The organism is Streptomyces sp. NPDC052064, assembly GCF_055585925.1.
Map to the genome: position 1 here is coordinate 286,537 of NZ_JBVJJE010000010.1, position 17,432 is coordinate 303,968.

Sequence of the window (17,432 nt, forward strand, 5' to 3'; positions counted from 1 at the left end):
TTCCCCACAACCTCAGTCGACCGCTGTCACGGTCCCCGCCCCCACAGTCCGCCCACCCTCACGAATGGCGAACCCGAGCCCCGGCTCCAACGGCACCTCCCGCCCCAGCTCCACGTTCATCACCACCGTGTCCCCGGGCCGCGCCACAGCCACCTCACCGAGGTCGACGTCCCCCACCACATCCGCCGTACGGATGTAGAACTGCGGCCGGTACCCGCTGGAGACAGCCGTCGCACGCCCACCCTCACGCGCGGACAACACATACACCCGCGCCGTGAAACGGCGACTCGGCACCACACTCCCCGGCGCGGCCACCACGTGCCCCCGCCGGACGGCGTCCCGGGGAACCCCCCTCAGCAGCAGCGCCACGTTGTCCCCGGCCTGCGCCTCCTCCATCGGCTTGCCGAAGGTCTCCAGCCCCGTGACCACGGTCTCGACGGAAGCCCCGAGCACCTCGACCTTGTCCCCGACCCGCACCGTGCCCCGCTCCACCGCACCGGTCACCACGGTCCCCCGACCGGTGATAGTCAGCACGTTCTCCACGGACAGCAGAAACGGCGCGTCCAGATACCGCTCCGGCATCGGCACATACGTGTCCACCGCGTCGAGCAGCGCCTCGATCGAGGCCGTCCAGCGGGGGTCCCCCTCCAGCGCCTTCAGTCCCGAGACGCGCACGACGGGTACGGAGTCACCGCCGTAGCCGTGCGCGGTGAGCAGGTCGCGTACCTCCAGCTCGACCAGGTCGGTCAGCTCCTCGTCCCCCGCGTCGGCCTTGTTGAGGGCGACCACGATGTGGTCGACGCCCACCTGCCGGGCGAGCAGCACGTGTTCGGCGGTCTGCGGCATGATCCCGTCGAGCGCCGAGACGACGAGGATCGCCCCGTCGAGCTGCGCGGCGCCGGTGACCATGTTCTTGACGTAGTCGGCGTGGCCCGGCATGTCGACGTGCGCGTAGTGCCGCGTGTCGGTCTCGTACTCGACGTGCGCGATGTTGATGGTGATGCCGCGCGCCGCCTCCTCGGGCGCCCGGTCGATCCGGTCGAAGGGCACGAACGTGCCGGTGCCGCGCTCGGCGAGGACCTTGGTGATGGCGGCCGTGAGGGTGGTCTTGCCGTGGTCGACATGACCCATCGTGCCGATGTTGAGATGCGGTTTCGTGCGGACGTAGGCCGTCTTGGACATGGCTGTACCTCGAAGCGTCTAGTCATGGAGTGGGACCCCGAGGACCTGCCCGACCCTCCCCTTGCGGGGCCGCCGGACGAACCGGAGAGGGTCAGCTTCGGGCGCCGTCGGCAACGGCCGTGAGAACGGCGACGGCAGCCTTCGGGGCATCCGTGACCACGGATGCTGCGAGGGTGAAGGCGTGCCGGAACATGAGTCAGATCATTGCCGACGCTTTACCGCACGTCGAATGGTTTTCGTCCGGTCCGCGCAGGCGGTTGCGCCCGGGCACCTGTGACGCTCGTGAGACGAACCATACGGCGATCACACACATTTGTCGGTTAGTGTCACCGGATGCTCGATGCCACCACCCGCTCTGGGGGCACCGCCACGGCCTCTCCCCGGGCCAGCACCGCGGAGCTCGCCGTCGCCGTCCCCTCGGCAACGACCGCCTCGCCCGTCCCGTCCACCGGTTTCGCCGCTCGCTGCACGAGAGTTCTGCTCTCCCCGTGGTCGCGGCTGTCCCTGCTCGTCGCGCTGCTCGCCGCCGGTGCGTGCGGGGTGCTCCTGTTCGAGCCGCAGCGGTTGCTGACGCAGGGCTGGCCACCGCAGCTCGGCGGAGCCATGGCGGCGGTGGTGTTCGCGGTGGCATACGGCGTGTGCACCGTGGCGTTCGTGCCGAGGCCGCTGCTGAACCTCGCGGCGGGGGCGCTGTTCGGTTCGCAGCTGGGCACCGGCGTGGCGCTGGCGGGCACGGTGCTCGGTGCCGGGGTCGCCTTCTGCCTGGGCCGGGCGCTGGGCCAGGACGCCCTGCGGCCGCTGCTGCGGGGGCGCTGGCTGAAGGCCGCGGACGGCCAGCTCAGCCGGCACGGTTTCCGCTCGATGCTGGCGGTGCGGCTCTTCCCCGGCGTGCCGTTCTGGGCCGCGAACTACTGCGCTTCCGTCTCCCGCATGGGCCTGCTGCCGTTCCTGCTGGCGACGGGCCTCGGCTCGATCCCGAACACCGCCGCGTACGCCGTCGCCGGCGCCCGCGCCTCCGCCCCGACGTCCCCCGCCTTCCTGATCGCCCTGGCCTGCATCGCCCTGCCCGCTCTGGCGGGCGTGGTGATGGCCTGGCGCAAGCGACACCGCCTGCGCCAGCTCTGACGAACCGTTAAACCCGCCCGGCTCACACCCGTTCCAGCACCATGGCGTTGGCGAGTCCGCCCGCCTCGCACATGGTCTGGAGCGCGTACCGGGCGCCCCGCTCCCGCATCGCGTGCACCAGCGTCGTCGTCAGCCGGGTGCCGCTCGCGCCGAGGGGATGGCCCAGCGCGATGGCGCCGCCGTGCACATTGACCCGGGCGAGGTCGGCGCCTGTCTCCTGCTGCCAGGCCAGTACCACGCTGGAGAAGGCCTCGTTGACCTCGAACAGGTCGATGTCGTCGAGGGTCAGCGACGCCCTGCGCAGCACCTTCTCGGTCGCCGGCACGACGCCCGTGAGCATCAGCAGCGGATCGGAGCCGGTGACGGCGAAGCTGTGCAGCCGGGCGAGCGGGCGCAGGCCGAGCCGGGCAGCGGTCTCGCTGGAGGTGATGAGCACCGCCGAGGCGCCGTCGTTGACCGGGCTCGCGTTGCCCGCCGTGACGTTCCACTCGATCTGCGGGAAGCGTTCGGCGAATCCGGGGTCGTAGTAGGCGGGCTTGAGGCCGGCGAGGACCTCGGTGGTGCTGCCGGGCCGTACGCACTCGTCGCGTGTGACGCCCTCCAGGGGCGCGACCTCGGCGTCGAAGAGCCCGCTGCCCCAGGCCGCCGCGGCCTTCCGGTGCGACGAGACGGCGAAGTCGTCCATCCGCTCGCGGCCGATCGACCACTTGGCGGCGATGAGCTCGGCGCTGATGCCCTGCGGGACGAGCCCCTCGGCGTAGCGCTCGGCGATCCCGGGTCCGAAGGGGTCCTTGCCCGCGGGCACGTTCGACCACATCGGCACCCGGCTCATGGACTCGACCCCGCAGGCCACGACGAGGTCGTACGCGCCCGAGAGGACGCCCTGCGCCGCGAAGTGCACGGCTTGCTGGGAGGAGCCGCACTGGCGGTCCACGGTGGTCGCCGGCACCGACTCCGGGAAGCCCGCGGACAGGGCGGCGTAGCGGGTGGTGTTCATGGCCTGCTCGCCGACCTGGTCGACGGTGCCGCCGATGACGTCGTCGATCAGCGCCGGGTCGACGCCGGAGCGTTCGACGAGGGTGCGCAGGGTGTGGGCGAGGAGTTCCACCGGGTGGACGTGTGCGAGGGTGCCGTTCGGCTTGCCCTTGCCGATCGGGGTGCGTACGGCTTCGACGATGACTGCGTCACGCATGGTGCGGCCCTCCACGACTACCAGTGAGTAGGAAATCCAAACTCACCGTAGCCCCGCCAGGTTGGAAAATCCAACCCTCTCCTAGACTGGGCTTCATGGCCGCCAGCAAAGACCCGCGCCCCTGCTCGATCGCCGACACCCTGGTCCTGGTCGGCGAGAAGTACTCCCTGCTCGTGCTGCGGGAGGTGTGCCTCGGCAACGGCCGTTTCGACCAGCTGGTACGCAACATCGGCGCACCGCGCGACATCCTCGCCACGCGGCTGCGCCGGCTCGTCGACGCCGGGATCCTGGTCAAGCACCCCTACAGCGAGCGCCCGCAGCGCTTCGAGTACCGGCCCACCCGGGCCGGGCTGGAACTGGAGCCGGTGCTGATGACCCTCATGGCCTGGGGCGACCGCCATCTGCGGGCGGACGGCGACCGTCCGATGGTCCTGGAGCACTCCTGCGGCCGGGCACTCGCCCCGGTCGTCACCTGCCGGGCCTGCGGCGACGAGGTGCGCCACGAGGACCTCACGGCCCACCCCCAGGCGCCCGGCTGGACGGTGACCGGACCGACGGCGGCTTGATCCCTCCTGCCGCGGGGTATCTGTCAAACCCCTGTGTCGGATCGGCCATCCGGGGACGCTACGCTTCCCCCTCGGCACACCTGATCCCCCGGTCATCGCACTGGCCGGCCCGGCGTGCCCCGTCGTCCGTTCCACGATCGGCACTTGGACTCCGCTACCTCATGTCTTGGTTCGAATCACTCATCCTCGGACTCGTCCAGGGGCTGACCGAGTTCCTCCCCGTCTCCTCCAGCGCACACCTGCGGCTGACGGCGGCCTTCTTGGACTGGAAGGACCCGGGCGCGGCCTTCACGGCGATCACCCAGATCGGCACGGAGGCCGCCGTGCTGATCTACTTCCGCAAGGACATCGGGCGGATCATCTCGGCGTGGACGCGCTCACTCACCAACAAGGCGCTGCGCAGCGACCCCGACGCGCGCATGGGCTGGCTGGTCATCGTCGGCTCGATCCCGATCGGTGTGCTCGGCGTGACGCTGAAGGACCAGATCGAGGGACCGTTCCGCGACCTGCGGATCACCGCGACGATGCTGATCGGCATGGGCATCGTCCTGGGCGTCGCCGACCGGCTCGCCGCCCGGGACGAGAAAAGCGGCCGGCACCGCGCGCCCAAGCAGCGCAAAGCCCTGGAGGACCTGGGCGTACGGGACGGCCTGATCTACGGCGTCTGCCAGGCCATGGCGCTCATCCCGGGCGTCTCCCGCTCCGGCGCCACCATCAGCGGCGGCCTGTTCATGGGCTACAAGCGCGAGGCCGCGGCCCGCTACTCCTTCCTGCTCGCGATCCCCGCGGTACTCGCCTCCGGCCTGTTCGAGCTCAAGGACGCGACGGAGGGCGGGCATGTCTCGTGGGGGCCGACGGTCTTCGCGACGATCATCGCCTTCGCGGTCGGCTACGCGGTGATCGCCTGGTTCATGAAGTTCATCTCGACCAAGAGCTTCATGCCGTTCGTCTACTACCGCATCGCGCTGGGCATCGTCATCATCGTCCTGGTGACGATGGGTGTGCTGAGCCCGCACGCCGCCGAGTCGGCGGGCTGACCGGGCGGTCTGTGACCCGCGTCTCGTGACCAACCGCATAGGGCTGGGGTAGCCGTCCGGTGGCGGCCTGTCAGTGGCTGCCCCTAGGCTTGTCCGCATGTCCCCCGATTTCGTGACCCCTGGTTCCGTGCGGTCCGCCGCCGAGGTCAACGAGGAGATCCGTGCGCTCTGGCGGCGCACGGGCGGCACCCTGTCGGCCGAGGAGCGCGCGGAGTACGAGCTGCTGGTCGTCGAGTGGGCGGCCGCGATCCACAGCGCCGTCGTCAAGGCAGCCTGACCCGCCCCTCCCCCCACTCCCTAGGCGCGCAGACGCGCAAGCACCTCGTCCTCGACGAGGTACGGCCGCTCCTCGGGCAACAGCCCTGCGGCCGAATCGAGTTCACCGGCCCGCACCAGCGCATGGACCTCCGTGGCGAGCGGCGTGACGTCCTCGATGCCCACGATCCACTCGTCGGCGTACCGCGCCGCCGCCTCCCCCGCGAGCCCCAGCTGGAGCGACCGGTGCGGCAGCGGGTTGAGACGCAGATCCCGCTCCGGATCCCATTGCACCCGCGCCGGCGCCTGCCTCAATTGCCGCTTCCACTCGGCCCGATCGCCGTGCAGGGCGGGGACGTGATGGGACAGGCAGGCATTGCGCAGCGCCCAGTCGAACCCCGCACGGCTGATCTCGACCGCCAGGACCGTCTCCTGGCCCTCCTTGGTGCCCCAGCCGCAGCGGTACATCATCCACAGGAACGACGGCTTGATCCATGTCATGCGGTCGCGCTTCCAGGACGACGGGAACCGGCCATGGCGAGCGGCGGGGCCGCCGATCTCCGGTCGGTAGGCCTGGTAGACGGTGATCGTGGACTCGGTGTGGCGGGCACGTATCCGGAATCTCGGTTCGTTCTGATCGTTCACGAAGGACAGGCTGGGCCCCGGCGCCCCTCCCCGGCCACCGAATATCACGCACACCCCTTGGCTCCGCACCTCCCATGCCCAACACTGATCCGATGACGCAGCGTGTGGAGCTCGCCACCGTGAGGGACCGGCTGGCCGTCGACGAAGTGATCACCGACTACGCGGTGGCGGTCGACGACGGTGACTGGGAGGCGTACCGGGGACTGTTCGCCCCTCAGGGGCGGGCGGACTACCGCTCGGCCGGCGGCATCGAGGGGGAGGCCACGGCGGTCGCTGCGTGGCTCGCCGAGAACATGCGGCTGTTCCCTGTGCGACAGCACCTGATCGTCAACCGGCGGGTGCGCTTCGATGTCTGGGAGCAGGACAGCGGCGACACGGCCCGGGTCCAGGCCGACTACGTCAACCCCATGGCCGCCGAAGGTCCCGCGCCCGACTTCGTGTGCGGCGGCCGGTACGCCTTCGCGCTGCGGCGCACGATCGACGGCTGGCGGCTGAGCGAGGTGGTCGTACGGGAGAAGTGGCGGCGCCTTCCCGAGCGGCGGACGGCACCTGTGGTCAACTGACCCGGCGTCCTCTGTCCTAGATCGTCCGCAGGGCGCACACTGGAGGCACCACGGGGTAGGAGGCGCCTATGAAGACGCTCGGCCACTGGCTCGCCTCCTCTTGGCGGCGCTCGGCCGCCGCCGTGATCGCGGGCGCCCTTCCCGTACTCGCCTATCCCGCCCCGTCCCTGTGGTGGTGCGCCTACGCCGCCCTGGTCCCCTGGATCCTGCTGGTGCGCAACGCGCCGACCGCGAAACGGGCGGCGTACGACGGCTGGTGCGGCGGGTTCGGCTTCATGCTGGCCATGCACCACTGGCTGCTGCCGTTCCTGCACGTGTTCACGTTCGTCCTCGCCGCGCTGCTCGGCGCCCTGTGGGCCCTGTGGGGATGGCTCGTACACCGGCTGCTGGCAGGCGTGCCCTCGCGGCGGCGGATCGCGGCCGCTCTCGTCGTCCTGCCGTCCGGCTGGCTGGCCGCCGAGCTGGTCCGCTCCTGGCAGGGCCTGGGCGGCCCCTGGGGCATGCTCGGCTCCAGTCAGTGGCAGGTCGAGCCGGCGCTGCGGCTGGCCTCGGTCGGCGGGGTGTGGCTGCTGAGCTTCCTGGTCGTGGCCGTCAACGTCGCTGTCGCCGTCCTCGTCGCGGTCCGGCAGGCCCGCGTGCCCGCCGTGGCCGGCCTCGTCGCCACGGCCGCCGCCACCTCTGCCGCCTGGACCCTCTCGCCCCGGCCCGCCGTCGACGGCCAGGTCAGGATCGCCGTGGTCCAGCCGGGCATCGTCGGCGGCCCGGACAGCGGGGAACGCCGGTTCGCACGCGAGGAACAGCTCACCCGTCGGCTCGCCGGACAGGACGCCGACCTGATCGTCTGGGGCGAGAGCAGCGTCGGCTACGACCTCGGGGACCGGCCCGACCTCGCCCGGCGGCTCGCCGGCCTGTCCCGCGCGACGGGCGCCGACATCCTGGTCAACGTGGACGCCCGGCGCTCCGACCAGCCCGGCATCTACAAGAGCTCCATCCTGGTCGGGCCCGACGGTCTCACCGGCGAGCGCTACGACAAGATGCGGCTCGTCCCCTTCGGCGAGTACGTCCCGGCCCGCTCCCTGCTCGGCTGGGCCACCTCCGTCGGCAAGGCCGCGGGCGAGGACCGCATGCGCGGCTCCCAGCCGGTCGTGATGAACGTGGGGGACAACCTGCGCGTCGGCCCGATGGTGTGCTTCGAGACGGCATTCCCCGACATGACCCGCCACCTCACCCGGGAGGGCGTCGACGTGCTGATCGGCCAGTCGTCGACGTCCACGTTCCAGAACAGCTGGGCGCCCGAGCAGCACGCCTCACTCGCCGCGCTGCGCGCCGCCGAGACCGGTCGCCCGATGGTGCACGCGACGTTGACGGGTGTCTCCGCCGTCTACGGCCCGGGCGGGCAGCGCGTCGGCTCATGGCTCGGGACGGACGCGTCCGCCACGCAGAGCTACGAGATCCCCCTCGCACACGGCACCACGCCGTACGTCCGCCTCGGCGACTGGACCGTGCACGCGGCCATGCTGACCCTCGCTGCCTGGGCCGCCGGCGAGGGCCTGCGGACGCTGCGGCTCAGGCGGTCTCCTCCTGAACCGCGCGTACCACCCGCTCACACAGTTCATGGGTCTCCAGCGCGTCCCGGGCGCTGAGCACCTTGCCCGCCCGCACCGCGTCCAGGAACGCCAGCACCGCCTGCTCGATCCCGCGCTGCCGGGCCACCGGCACCCAGTCGCCGCGCCGCCGCACGGTCGGCTGCCCCTTGTGGTCGACGACCTCGGCGAGGTTGATGACCTGCCGCTTGGTGTCCTGCCCGGACACCTCCAGGATCTCCTCGGCCGAACCGCTGAGCCGGTTCATCACACCGAGCGCGGTGAAGCCGTCCCCGGCGAGCTGAAGCACGATGTGGTGCAGCAGGCCGTCCCTCACGCGGGCGCGCACGGTGACGTCGTCGACCTCGCCGGGCACCAGGAACCGCAGGGTGTCCACGACGTGGATGAAGTCGTCGAGGATCATCGTGCGCGGCTCCTCCGGGAGCCCGATGCGGTTCTTCTGCATGAGGATCAGCTCGCGCGGATGGTCGGCGCACTGCGTGTAGCCGGGGGCGTGACGCCGGTTGAAGCCGACGGCGAGGCTCGTGTTCCTTTCCTCGGCGAGCGCCACCAGCCGTGCGGACGCGTCGAGTCGGTAGGCGAGCGGCTTGTCGACGTACGTCGGCACGCCCGCCTCCAGCAGCCGGGTCACGAGCTCCGGGTGCACGATCGTGGGCGCGTGCACGAAGGCGGCGTCGAGGCCTGCCGCGAGGAGGGAGTCGAGGGTGGTGTGCCGCCGCTCCGGCGGGACGTGGAGGCCGTCGGCGACCCGGTCGAGCGTGGCGGGCGTGCGCGTCTGGAGGTGCAGCTCCACCACTGGCTGGAAGGCGAGGACCGGAAGGTAGGCCTTCTGCGCGATGTCGCCGAGTCCGATGCAGCCGACCTTCACGGGGTGGTCTCCTCTAACGGTTGCCTGCCGGCGGGGTCTGCTCGGAGCATACGGCCTCCCCCAGCGGCGGCCGCCAGTCGGCGATGCCGTCGAAGCCCCCGCACGAACAGCGCGGGCCCGGCCTTCGGCAGCGCGGCCACGGCCGTGTCGCGTACGACTGTCCCGACGCGGCTGGTCATGAGGTCGATGCGGGCGACCTTCACGGCTCGGCGTGCGATGACGGTCGTACGGGGCAGCCGGCCGGCGGTGTAGGCGGGGAGGTCGTCGCAAGGGTGAGCCAGGACGATCGCGTCCTCGATGGCCTGGTTGCCGCCCTGGCCGAGGGTCGGGGGCATGGCGTGCGCGGCGTCGCCGCCACCCACCGCACCCTGACCCGCAACCGCGAACTGATCCTCGCCCGGTACGAACCGGCCTTGGAGGCCACGCGCCGCCCGGAGCTGCGGGCCTGCTTCGACGCGACGGGCGCCCGCTTCCGTGAGCAGCCGGCCGCCCTCGTCACCGGGATGGACTCGACGGATCCGGCCAGGCACACGCTGTCGCTCGTCGGCTGGGCCGACGGCTGATGTTCAGTTGCGTGGCGGGGTCGTTCGGTGCCGCGGCGCCGAGCCTGGAGGAGGGCCGGGCCGGCCTGCGGGAGCTGCTCGACGGGATGCTCGGGCCCCGAAAAAGCCGTGGTGCGGCACGGCGCGTTGGGAAAGGATGCGGGCATGACGACCGAACGCCGTATGCCTGCCACGACCGCCGACGAACGCACCATGCTGGAGGGCTGGCTGGAGTTCCACCGGCAGACCCTCGCGTGGAAGTGCGAGGGCCTGAGCGCCGAGCAGCTCAGGTCCGCCGCCGTGGAGCCCTCCGACCTGTCCCTGCTGGGGCTGGTGCGGCACATGGCGGACGTGGAGCGGAGCTGGTTCCGCCGGGTGCTGACGAACGAGGCCGTGGCGCCGCTCTACTGGAGCGACGAGGACCCGGACGGCGAGTTCCGTCTGACCGAGGCGGACACCTACGAGGAGGCACACGCCGCCTGGCAGGCCGAGATCGAGACCGCCCGGAGCAACGCCGCCCGCTTCGGCCTGGACGACCTCTCCGAGGGCAAGCACCGCCGCACCGGCGAGCGGTTCAACCTGCGGTGGATCTACACCCACATGATCGAGGAGTACGCGCGGCACAACGGCCACGCCGACCTGATCCGCGAGCGCATCGACGGTTCGACCGGCGACTGACGTCACCCCGGACAGGCCGACTGCCTCCGTGCGGGGTGGGAGATCACCCGTGCGGGGCATCCTCCGCCTGTCCGCCGCCCTGCCACGGGCCGGACGCACCAGAGTGGCGCGGGTGCATCGAACGACGACCACAGCGACGCTCCTGGTGACCGTGGCCGTCTCGGCCCTCTCCGGCTGTACGACGGTCCAGCATGCGCCCGTACCGGGGCCCTCGGCGGCACCGCCCCGGCCGTCGGCGCCGCAGTCGGAAGGACGGACGGAGACACAGATCGTGCAGGCACCGCCCCGCGAGGCCCTGCAACTCATCGAGGATCCCCGCCGCCCGGAGCCGACAGCGTCCGCGTCCCGCCCGGCCACGCCCCCGGCGGCCTCGCCGGAGCGGATGCAGCCGCCGGCCGGCACCCGCGACGTCCGCCCGCGCCCCGTCCGCCCGGAACGCCCCGCCCCGGCCCCGCCCAGCCCACGACGTCCGCACGCCGACCTGCCCGACGTCCCGGAGTCGGTACGCCAGGACCTTCACGAGAACGTCCCGAGCAACACGGACGTGTGCGCGCTGGGCAGGCGCTACGGGGGGTGGCGGGCGGACAGCCCGGAGGCGACCATCTGCCGCGACACCTACGGGCGTTGAACCGCGCCCGGGTCGGTGCAACCTGGGCGCCGCCCCGGGGGGGGGTGACCTGCCCGCACGGCGGTCCTCACACCAGGGCCTTGCCGCGCTGCCGGCGCTCGGCCGCTGCCCCGCGCAGCGGCCCCGCTCCCGGCACTACAGCCGGCATGGCGGACCTGGGGATGAACGCGCTGGGCGTCGGGGTCGAGCCCCGCCTCGGCCGGCCCATCGTGGCCGCCGAGGCCCCCCGGCCCCGGCGCCCTTGTTCCGAGTGACCCCCGCCCCGTCCCGGCGCTACGGCCGCTGCCTCGGCGGTGGCCACGTCCCCCCGCCGTCCTCGCCCAGCCGGGACTCCAGTCGTCTGATGGCCGCCCGGACGCCCTCGCCGTAGGGGTCGTCGGTGAGGGCGGTGGCCGCTCCCCGGGCCCGCCGCAGGTGTGCGCGGGCGGCGTCGCGGTGGCCGAGTCTGTCGTAGTCGGCGGCCAGGTTCAGGTGCAGGGAGGGGTAGAACGCGCGTACCGCGAGCACCTCCTCCTCCGAGGTGGACCCGGCGTCGGTGATCTCGTCCGCCGCCGTCAACGCGCGCAGGTCCCAGGCCAGTTCGTCACCGGGATCGTCCTGCGTGTCGGCCAGGTAGTGGGCGAGGGTGCAGCGGTGCAGCGGGTCGCCGTGTTCCCCGATCTCGGCCCACAGGTCAAGGAACCGCTGCCGGGCCTCCTCCCGGTCGCCGGCGTGGTACAGCATGACGACCTGCCCGATCCGCGTCGGCACGGCATCCGGCGCCGCCTGTCCCTGTCGCTCCACGGCCACGCCCTCCGCACCACTCGCCCGCTGTTCCTCCCGACGCTAACCGCAGGCCGGGAGGAACCAGCTGAGGCCGCTCCGTACGTCGCCGGGGCGTCGGCTACCGTCAGCCCAGGTTCGGAATCGTCCAGTCGATCGGCTCGTGCCCCTGCGCCGCCACCGCCGCGTTGATCTGCGTGAACGGACGCGAGCCGAAGAACTTCTTCGCCGACAGCGGCGACGGATGCGCGCCCTTGACCACCACATGCCGCGACTCGTCGATCAGCGGGAGCTTCTTCTGCGCGTAGTTCCCCCACAGCACGAACACCGCCGGGTCGGGCCGGCCGGCCACCGCGCGGATGACCGCGTCGGTGAACCTCTCCCAGCCCCGGCCCTTGTGCGAGTTGGCCTCGCCGCCGCGGACCGTGAGCACCGCGTTGAGCAGCAGGACGCCCTGCTCGGCCCACGGCATCAGATAGCCGTTGTCCGGGACCGGGGTGCCCAGTTCCTCGTGCATCTCCTTGTAGATGTTCCGCAGGGACGGCGGGATCCGCACACCGGGCCGGACCGAGAAGCACAGCCCGTGCCCCTGCCCCTCGCCGTGGTACGGGTCCTGCCCGAGGATCAGGACCTTCACCCCCTCGTACGGCGTGGCGTCCAGCGCGGCGAAGACCTCCTCGCGCGGCGGATGGACGGGACCCTTCGCCCGCTCCTCCTCGACGAACTCCGTCAGCTCCTTGAAGTAGGGCTGCTGCAGTTCGTCGCCCAGAACCCCGCGCCAGGACTCGGGCAGCATGGCGATGTCGGTCACGTCAACGTCCTCACGATGTGCGGTCACTTCCAGGCCACAGAACCTACAGGCGACCACTGACAACGTGCCCGGGACCGGGAACGCTCCCTCCGCCTACCAGGCGGTCTTGCGGTGCAGCTCCCACAGCATCATGATCGTCGACGGGTCCAGGGCGCGCTCCGCGCCCGAGACGTCCCGGCTCGCCGCCACGTACTGCCTGCCCTGCCACAGCGGCAGCAGCCGCGCGTCGTCCACGAGGATCCGCTGGGCCTCCTCGAACTCCTTCTCCACGTTCGCTCGGTCGCTCTCGCGACGCGAGCGGGGCAGCAGGTCGCCGGTGATCTCGGGAGCCGGGTACGGCGTACCGAGGGCGTTCTGCTCGCCGACGAACGGCGCGATGAAGTTCTCGGCGTCGGGGAAGTCGGGGAACCAGCCACGCCCGAACACCGGGTACTGGCCCTTCTGGTAGCCCTCGACGTACGTCTTCCAGGGGCGGCTCTTGAGGGTGATCGAGAACAGGCCGGAGCCCTCGAGCTGGCGCTTCAGCTCCTTGAACTCCGCGGCGGTCTCGGAGCCGTAGCGGTCGCTCGTGTACCAGAAGGTGAGCGGGACCCGCTGGTCGATGCCCGCGCCGGTGAGGATCTTGCGGGCCTTGGCGACGTCCGGGTCGCCGTAGTCGTCGAAGAAGCCCGTCGTGTGACCGGTGAGGCCCTTGGGGACCATGGAGTACAGCGGGTCGACGGTGTCCTTGTAGACCTTGTGGGCGATCGCCGCCCGGTCGACGACCTGCGCGATGGCCTGGCGCACGGCCTTCTTGTTCGCCCAGGAGTCCTTCGGGTTGAACACCAGGTAGTTGATGTCGGTGCCGGTGCCCTCGACGAGCTGGATCTCCTCCTCCTTGGAGGACTTGCTCTGGAGGTCGACCACGTCACCGGCGCCCAGACCGCGGTAGGTCACGTCGATCTGCTCGTCCCGCAGGGCCTTGACCATGGTGCCGGAGTCCTGGAAGTAGCGGATGGTCACGGCGTCGTTCCGGCGCTCCGCGTAGCCCTTGTAGCCGTCGTTGCGGACGAGGACGGCCTCCTTGCCCTCGTCGTACGAGTCGAGGGCGTACGGCCCGGAGCCGACAACGCCGCTGCCCTTGCGCAGGGAGTTCCTCGGGTAGGCGTCCGGGGAGACGATCGACATGGCGGGCGTGGCGAGCACGAACGGGAAGGTCGCGTCGGGCTTGTTGAGGTGGAAGATCACCTCGCGGTCGTTCGGCGCCTGGACGCGTTCGAGGCTGCCGAGCAGACCGGCGGGGCCACCGTTGACGTTGATCTTGCGGATCCGGTCGAACGAGTACTTCACGGCCTGGGCGTCGAGGGCGTCGCCGTTGGAGAACTTCAGGCCCTCGCGCAGCTCGCAGCGGTACACCTGGTTCGAGGAGTCGCTGAAGCCGCACTGCTCGGCGGCGTCCGGCTGGGGCTCGCTCGTGCCGGTCGGATAGCTCAGGAGTGTCTGGTAGATGTTGCGGAACAGCTCCCAGGAGCTGTCCCAGGAGGCGGCAGGGTCCAGCGTGCTGGGGGCACTGGTGGTGCCCACGACGATCGGCCCCTCGTCCTCCGGAGTGTCGGACGACAGCACGCCGCATCCGGCGACCAGGGACGATATGGACGCGATGGCCGCCACCCGCCGCAGGCATCGGTTCCGGTTGAACACGCGCACGCTCCTCGATCTGCCATACCAAGGTCGGCAGACCATACCGCAGTGCCGTGCCCGCTGACCCACCCCGGGACATGACTCCTTGATCGTTAAACCTTTGACGACGTTGTCATCGCCCTTTGCCATGCCTTTACGCCGCACGGGCGCCGCCTGTCCGAAGGGGCGCCCGTGCCGAGCCGCGTACGCGTCGGCGTCAGCCCGTGCCGGCGTTGAGGAAGATGCCGCCGTCCACGACGAGCGTCTGGCCGGTGACCCAGTCGGACTGCTCGGAGGTGAGGAACGCGGCCGCGCCGCCGATGTCGGAGGGCACGCCGAGCCGACCGAGCGGGTAGGCCGCGGCAGCCTCCTCCTCCCGGCCCTCGTACAGGGCCTGGGCGAACTTCGTCTTCACCACGGCCGGAGCGATCGCGTTGACCCGCACCTTGGGCGCGTACTCGTGCGCGAGCTGCAAGGTCAGGTTGATCATCGCCGCCTTGCTGATGCCGTACGCGCCGATGAAGGGCGAGGGCGAGAGGCCGGCGACGGAGGCGATGTTGACGATTGCGCCGCCGTTGTCCTTCTGCCAGGCGTGCCAGGTCTTCTGGGCGAAGCCCAGCGCCGAGACGACGTTGGTCTCGAAGACCTTGCGGGCGACGTTCAGGTCGAGGTCGGCGATCGGCCCGAACACGGGGTTCGTGCCGGCGTTGTTGACCAGGAAGTCGAGGCGGCCGAAGGCCTCCATCGCGCGTTCGACGGCGACGGCCTGGTGGGCCTCGTCGTGCGCCTTGCCCGCCACGTAGATCACGCGGTCTGCGCCGAGCTGTTCGACGGCCTCCTTGAGGGCGTCCTCGTTGCGGCCGGTGATGCACACACGGTCGCCGCGTGCGACGAGCGCCTCGGCGACGCCGTAGCCGATGCCGCGACTGGCGCCCGTGACGAGTGCGGCCTTGCCGGAGAGTTCCACGGAAGTCATGTCTGCCGTCCCTTAGTCGAGCGGTCCGCCGGCCACGTACAGCACCTGGCCGGAGACGAACCCGGCCGCCTCGCCCGTGAAGAAGGCGATGGCGTTGGCGATGTCCTCCGGCTCACCGACGCGCGCCACCGGGATCTGGGTGGCGGCGGCGGCCTTGAAGTCCTCGAAGCCCATGCCGACGCGGTCGGCGGTGGCCTTGGTCATCTCGGTGGCGATGAAGCCGGGGGCGACGGCGTTGGCGGTGACGCCGAACTTGCCGAGCTCCTTGGCGAGGGTCTTGGTGAAGCCCTGGAGCCCGGCCTTGGCGGCCGAGTAGTTGACCTGCCCGCGGTTGCCCAGCGCCGAGGACGACGACAGGTTGACGATCCGGCCGAATCCCGCGTCCACCATGTGCTTCTGGCAGGCCTTGGACATCAGGAAGGCGCCGCGCAGGTGCACGTTCATGACGGTGTCCCAGTCGGAGACGCTCATCTTGAACAGCAGGTTGTCGCGCAGCACGCCGGCGTTGTTGACCAGGATCGTCGGCGCGCCGAGCTCCTCGACGATCCGGGCGACGGCCGCCTCGACCTGCGCCTCGTCCGAGACGTCACAGCCGACCGCGACGGCCTTGCCGCCGGCGGCGGTGATCTTCTCGACGGTGTCCTTGCAGGCCGCCTCGTCGAGGTCGATCACGGCGACCGCGCGGCCCTCGGCGGCCAGTCGTACGGCGGTGGCGGCGCCGATCCCGCGCGCGGCACCGGTGACGACGGCGACCCGCTGCTCAGTGGTGGACATGACTGCTTCTCCTCAGGTGAGCGACCGCTTAGTACCTTCAGTGGATGTGACGCTAGAAGCCCTGGCACGCGGTGTCAACGGCCGGGCTCGGCATGTGATCCATTACCCGCGGCCCACGATGCGCGCCGGGACACGCTCGCCCCTCGCCCTGGCCCCGACGCCCCCTGTCCGGCCACCCGATCGGCCTACGGCTGCGCGCCGCATCCGAGGACACCTGGCGTCGAAGCGCGAACCACCCGGAACCGGAAAGCAGGCGCTCCATGCGCCGTCGGGGCGGTCATCGCACCAGCAGGTCCAGCAGCCGCTCCGTCTCCGACGCCGGGTCCGTGGTCAGGCCGGTGTGGACGGGGCCGGGCTGGACGATCGTCGAGCGAGGGGCGACGAGCCAGCGGAAGCGGCGGCCGGGGGTGTCGTCCGCTGCCTGGCCGGCCGCGGGGCCGCCTGCGCACATGTCCTCCACGGCCCGGAGCGCGGCGCGGACGCCGGCCACGTCGGCCTGGGGGTCGAGGGCCAGCAGGCGGGCCTCGTCGAGGTGGGTGCGGGCGCCGACGTAGGACTCGGCGCGGCAGTAGACGAGCACCCCGGCGTTGATGCACTCGCCGCGCTCGACGCGCGGGACGACGCGCAGGACGGCGTACTCGTAGATCTGGCGGTCCCGCGTCCCACCCTTGATGATGTGCCGGTCGCTCACTTGATCCCCTGGATGCGGTCGTGGATGACGGCGGCCCGTGCGAGCAGCGGCCGCGCGTAGGCCCGCCTCAGGTCGTCGGGCGTATCGAAGCCGGGCTCACCCGTCAGCCAGGCGTCCGGGATCTGCGCGGTGACGTCGGCGAGCAGTTCCTCGGTGACCCGGGGCGCCAACTCGGCCGCGGCGGCGGCGACATCGGGCGCGAAGGGCGCCAGGGCATGGTCGGAGGCGTCGTACGGGCGGGCCGCGGAGGCCTCCGCGCCGGGCCAGTTGTGGTGCCAGATCATGGTCGCCCCGTGGTCGACGAGCCACAGCTCACCCCGCCACATCAGCAGGTTGGGGTTGCGCCAGGACCGGTCGACGTTGTTGACCAGCGCGTCGAACCAGACGATCCGCCCGGCCTCCTCGGGACTCACCGAGAAGGCGAGCGGGTCGAAGCCGAGCGCGCCGGAGAGGAAGTCCATGCCGAGGTTGGTGCCGCCGCTGGACCTGAGCAGGCTCTGCACCTCCTGGTCGGGTTCGCCGAGCCCCAGTTCCGCGTCGAGCTCGACCGTGACCAGGCGTGGCATCCGCAGCTGCAGCCGGCGGGCGAGTTCTCCGCAGACCACCTCGGCGACGAGCGTCTTGCGCCCCTGTCCCGCGCCGGTGAACTTCAGGACATAGGTCCCGAAGTCGTCGGCCTCGACGAGTCCCGGCAGCGAACCGCCCTCGCGCAGCGGCGCGATGAAACGGGTCGCGATCACTTCCTTGAGCATCGCCCCAGGTTACTGACGCACACGGGACCACCGGCGACGGCCTCGCGGCGGCGGCCCGGAACCCGACAGCGAACCGACAGCTCCGCTTTACCCATGTCCTTCCGCGAACCAGTCAGGATTTC

At 71.3% G+C, this 17,432-nt stretch carries 19 protein-coding genes and 2 pseudogenes; 9 read left to right on the top strand and 12 right to left on the bottom strand.

The features are described 5' to 3' along the window. Positions 1-12: 12 nt before the first annotated feature. Positions 13-1,182 carry an elongation factor Tu gene (gene tuf / locus ACZ6TU_RS27395; RefSeq protein ID WP_467676362.1) on the bottom strand — a complete coding sequence of 390 codons (1,170 nt, stop codon included), beginning with the start codon at positions 1,180-1,182 and terminating at the stop codon, positions 13-15. Between the two features lie 333 nt (positions 1,183-1,515). Here tuf and ACZ6TU_RS27400 point away from each other — a divergent pair, with 333 nt between their 5' ends. Beyond that, a complete protein-coding gene (locus ACZ6TU_RS27400) occupies positions 1,516-2,307 on the top strand; it encodes a TVP38/TMEM64 family protein (protein ID WP_467676364.1) in 792 nt (263 codons plus the stop codon). Between the two features lie 22 nt (positions 2,308-2,329). On the opposite strand, the gene ACZ6TU_RS27405 is transcribed toward ACZ6TU_RS27400, so the two are convergent. Beyond that, positions 2,330-3,499: a thiolase family protein gene (locus ACZ6TU_RS27405; RefSeq protein ID WP_469551744.1), complete on the bottom strand. Its 1,170-nt coding sequence runs from the start codon at positions 3,497-3,499 to the stop codon at positions 2,330-2,332. 95 nt (positions 3,500-3,594) lie between these two features. Here ACZ6TU_RS27405 and ACZ6TU_RS27410 point away from each other — a divergent pair, with 95 nt between their 5' ends. The 3 genes from ACZ6TU_RS27410 to ACZ6TU_RS27420 all read left to right on the top strand — a co-directional run bounded on the left by ACZ6TU_RS27410 (position 3,595) and on the right by ACZ6TU_RS27420 (position 5,379). Beyond that, a complete protein-coding gene (locus ACZ6TU_RS27410; protein ID WP_467676368.1) occupies positions 3,595-4,065 on the top strand; it encodes a winged helix-turn-helix transcriptional regulator in 471 nt (156 codons plus the stop codon). Between the two features lie 161 nt (positions 4,066-4,226). Beyond that, complete coding sequence (locus ACZ6TU_RS27415; RefSeq protein WP_469551748.1) at positions 4,227-5,102, top strand: undecaprenyl-diphosphate phosphatase; 876 nt, start codon at positions 4,227-4,229, stop codon at positions 5,100-5,102. A 97-nt stretch (positions 5,103-5,199) separates the two neighbouring features. Beyond that, on the top strand, positions 5,200-5,379 hold the full coding sequence (locus ACZ6TU_RS27420; protein ID WP_467676580.1) for a hypothetical protein: 180 nt from the start codon (positions 5,200-5,202) through the stop codon (positions 5,377-5,379). A gap of 20 nt (positions 5,380-5,399) precedes the next feature. Here ACZ6TU_RS27420 and ACZ6TU_RS27425 read toward each other — a convergent pair whose 3' ends face one another. Further along, positions 5,400-6,002, bottom strand: a complete 603-nt coding sequence (locus tag ACZ6TU_RS27425) for a DUF4291 domain-containing protein (protein WP_467676582.1) — start codon at positions 6,000-6,002, stop codon at positions 5,400-5,402. A gap of 92 nt (positions 6,003-6,094) precedes the next feature. Here ACZ6TU_RS27425 and ACZ6TU_RS27430 point away from each other — a divergent pair, with 92 nt between their 5' ends. Together ACZ6TU_RS27430 and lnt are read left to right on the top strand one after the other, a co-directional pair. Next, entirely contained in the window at positions 6,095-6,565 is a 471-nt protein-coding gene (locus tag ACZ6TU_RS27430) for a nuclear transport factor 2 family protein (protein ID WP_467676584.1), read from the top strand. Positions 6,566-6,633: 68 nt separating this feature from the next. After that, complete coding sequence (gene lnt, locus ACZ6TU_RS27435; protein ID WP_469551754.1) at positions 6,634-8,208, top strand: apolipoprotein N-acyltransferase; 1,575 nt, start codon at positions 6,634-6,636, stop codon at positions 8,206-8,208. Here lnt and ACZ6TU_RS27440 read toward each other — a convergent pair. Continuing rightward, complete coding sequence (locus ACZ6TU_RS27440; RefSeq protein WP_467676588.1) at positions 8,132-9,037, bottom strand: Gfo/Idh/MocA family protein; 906 nt, start codon at positions 9,035-9,037, stop codon at positions 8,132-8,134. The two genes, lnt and ACZ6TU_RS27440, sit on opposite strands and share 77 nt — an antisense overlap. Positions 9,038-9,050: 13 nt before the next feature. Continuing rightward, positions 9,051-9,390: pseudogene (locus ACZ6TU_RS27445) on the bottom strand (FAD-dependent monooxygenase); the annotation flags it as partial. On the opposite strand from ACZ6TU_RS27445, the pseudogene ACZ6TU_RS27450 reads away from it, so the two are divergent. The 3 genes and pseudogenes from ACZ6TU_RS27450 to ACZ6TU_RS27460 all read left to right on the top strand — a co-directional run. Beyond that, positions 9,331-9,695 (top strand): annotated as a pseudogene (locus ACZ6TU_RS27450) (TetR/AcrR family transcriptional regulator); the annotation flags it as partial. The pseudogenes ACZ6TU_RS27445 and ACZ6TU_RS27450 overlap by 60 nt on opposite strands. Before the next feature lie 49 nt (positions 9,696-9,744). Further along, positions 9,745-10,257, top strand: a complete 513-nt coding sequence (locus tag ACZ6TU_RS27455; protein ID WP_467676590.1) for a DinB family protein — start codon at positions 9,745-9,747, stop codon at positions 10,255-10,257. Between the two features lie 112 nt (positions 10,258-10,369). Beyond that, positions 10,370-10,885: a hypothetical protein gene (locus ACZ6TU_RS27460; RefSeq protein WP_467676592.1), complete on the top strand. Its 516-nt coding sequence runs from the start codon at positions 10,370-10,372 to the stop codon at positions 10,883-10,885. A gap of 273 nt (positions 10,886-11,158) precedes the next feature. On the opposite strand, the gene ACZ6TU_RS27465 is transcribed toward ACZ6TU_RS27460, so the two are convergent. From ACZ6TU_RS27465 to ACZ6TU_RS27495, 7 genes are all read right to left on the bottom strand, one after another. Further along, on the bottom strand, positions 11,159-11,674 hold the full coding sequence (locus ACZ6TU_RS27465) for a hypothetical protein (protein WP_469551760.1): 516 nt from the start codon (positions 11,672-11,674) through the stop codon (positions 11,159-11,161). Positions 11,675-11,774: 100 nt separating this feature from the next. Then, positions 11,775-12,458 carry a uracil-DNA glycosylase gene (locus tag ACZ6TU_RS27470; RefSeq protein WP_467676596.1) on the bottom strand — a complete coding sequence of 228 codons (684 nt, stop codon included), beginning with the start codon at positions 12,456-12,458 and terminating at the stop codon, positions 11,775-11,777. Between the two features lie 93 nt (positions 12,459-12,551). After that, complete coding sequence (locus ACZ6TU_RS27475) at positions 12,552-14,138, bottom strand: ABC transporter substrate-binding protein (RefSeq protein ID WP_469551763.1); 1,587 nt, start codon at positions 14,136-14,138, stop codon at positions 12,552-12,554. Between the two features lie 196 nt (positions 14,139-14,334). Further along, complete coding sequence (locus tag ACZ6TU_RS27480) at positions 14,335-15,093, bottom strand: SDR family oxidoreductase (RefSeq protein ID WP_467676600.1); 759 nt, start codon at positions 15,091-15,093, stop codon at positions 14,335-14,337. Between the two features lie 12 nt (positions 15,094-15,105). Next, positions 15,106-15,867 (bottom strand): 3-oxoacyl-ACP reductase FabG, encoded by a 762-nt coding sequence (gene fabG / locus ACZ6TU_RS27485; protein WP_469551767.1) that lies wholly within the window; start codon positions 15,865-15,867, stop codon positions 15,106-15,108. Positions 15,868-16,144: 277 nt separating this feature from the next. Next, on the bottom strand, positions 16,145-16,558 hold the full coding sequence (locus tag ACZ6TU_RS27490) for a DUF3037 domain-containing protein (RefSeq protein ID WP_469551770.1): 414 nt from the start codon (positions 16,556-16,558) through the stop codon (positions 16,145-16,147). Continuing rightward, positions 16,555-17,310 (bottom strand): HipA family kinase, encoded by a 756-nt coding sequence (locus tag ACZ6TU_RS27495; RefSeq protein ID WP_467676605.1) that lies wholly within the window; start codon positions 17,308-17,310, stop codon positions 16,555-16,557. Before ACZ6TU_RS27495 ends, ACZ6TU_RS27490 begins: the two co-directional genes overlap by 4 nt. Positions 17,311-17,432: the final 122 nt, after the last annotated feature.

Bases quoted from the DNA above. Each gene is read 5' to 3' on its own strand.
- ACZ6TU_RS27455 (WP_467676590.1), top strand. From the start codon at position 9,745: ATGACGACCGAACGCCGTATGCCTGCCACGACCGCCGACGAACGCACC.
- tuf (WP_467676362.1), bottom strand. From the start codon at position 1,182: ATGTCCAAGACGGCCTACGTCCGCACGAAACCGCATCTCAACATCGGC.
- ACZ6TU_RS27495 (WP_467676605.1), bottom strand. From the start codon at position 17,310: ATGCTCAAGGAAGTGATCGCGACCCGTTTCATCGCGCCGCTGCGCGAG.
- ACZ6TU_RS27480 (WP_467676600.1), bottom strand. From the start codon at position 15,093: ATGACTTCCGTGGAACTCTCCGGCAAGGCCGCACTCGTCACGGGCGCC.
- ACZ6TU_RS27415 (WP_469551748.1), top strand. From the start codon at position 4,227: ATGTCTTGGTTCGAATCACTCATCCTCGGACTCGTCCAGGGGCTGACC.
- ACZ6TU_RS27405 (WP_469551744.1), bottom strand. From the start codon at position 3,499: ATGCGTGACGCAGTCATCGTCGAAGCCGTACGCACCCCGATCGGCAAG.
- ACZ6TU_RS27410 (WP_467676368.1), top strand. From the start codon at position 3,595: ATGGCCGCCAGCAAAGACCCGCGCCCCTGCTCGATCGCCGACACCCTG.
- ACZ6TU_RS27430 (WP_467676584.1), top strand. From the start codon at position 6,095: ATGACGCAGCGTGTGGAGCTCGCCACCGTGAGGGACCGGCTGGCCGTC.
- lnt (WP_469551754.1), top strand. From the start codon at position 6,634: ATGAAGACGCTCGGCCACTGGCTCGCCTCCTCTTGGCGGCGCTCGGCC.
- fabG (WP_469551767.1), bottom strand. From the start codon at position 15,867: ATGTCCACCACTGAGCAGCGGGTCGCCGTCGTCACCGGTGCCGCGCGC.
- ACZ6TU_RS27400 (WP_467676364.1), top strand. From the start codon at position 1,516: ATGCTCGATGCCACCACCCGCTCTGGGGGCACCGCCACGGCCTCTCCC.
- ACZ6TU_RS27420 (WP_467676580.1), top strand. From the start codon at position 5,200: ATGTCCCCCGATTTCGTGACCCCTGGTTCCGTGCGGTCCGCCGCCGAG.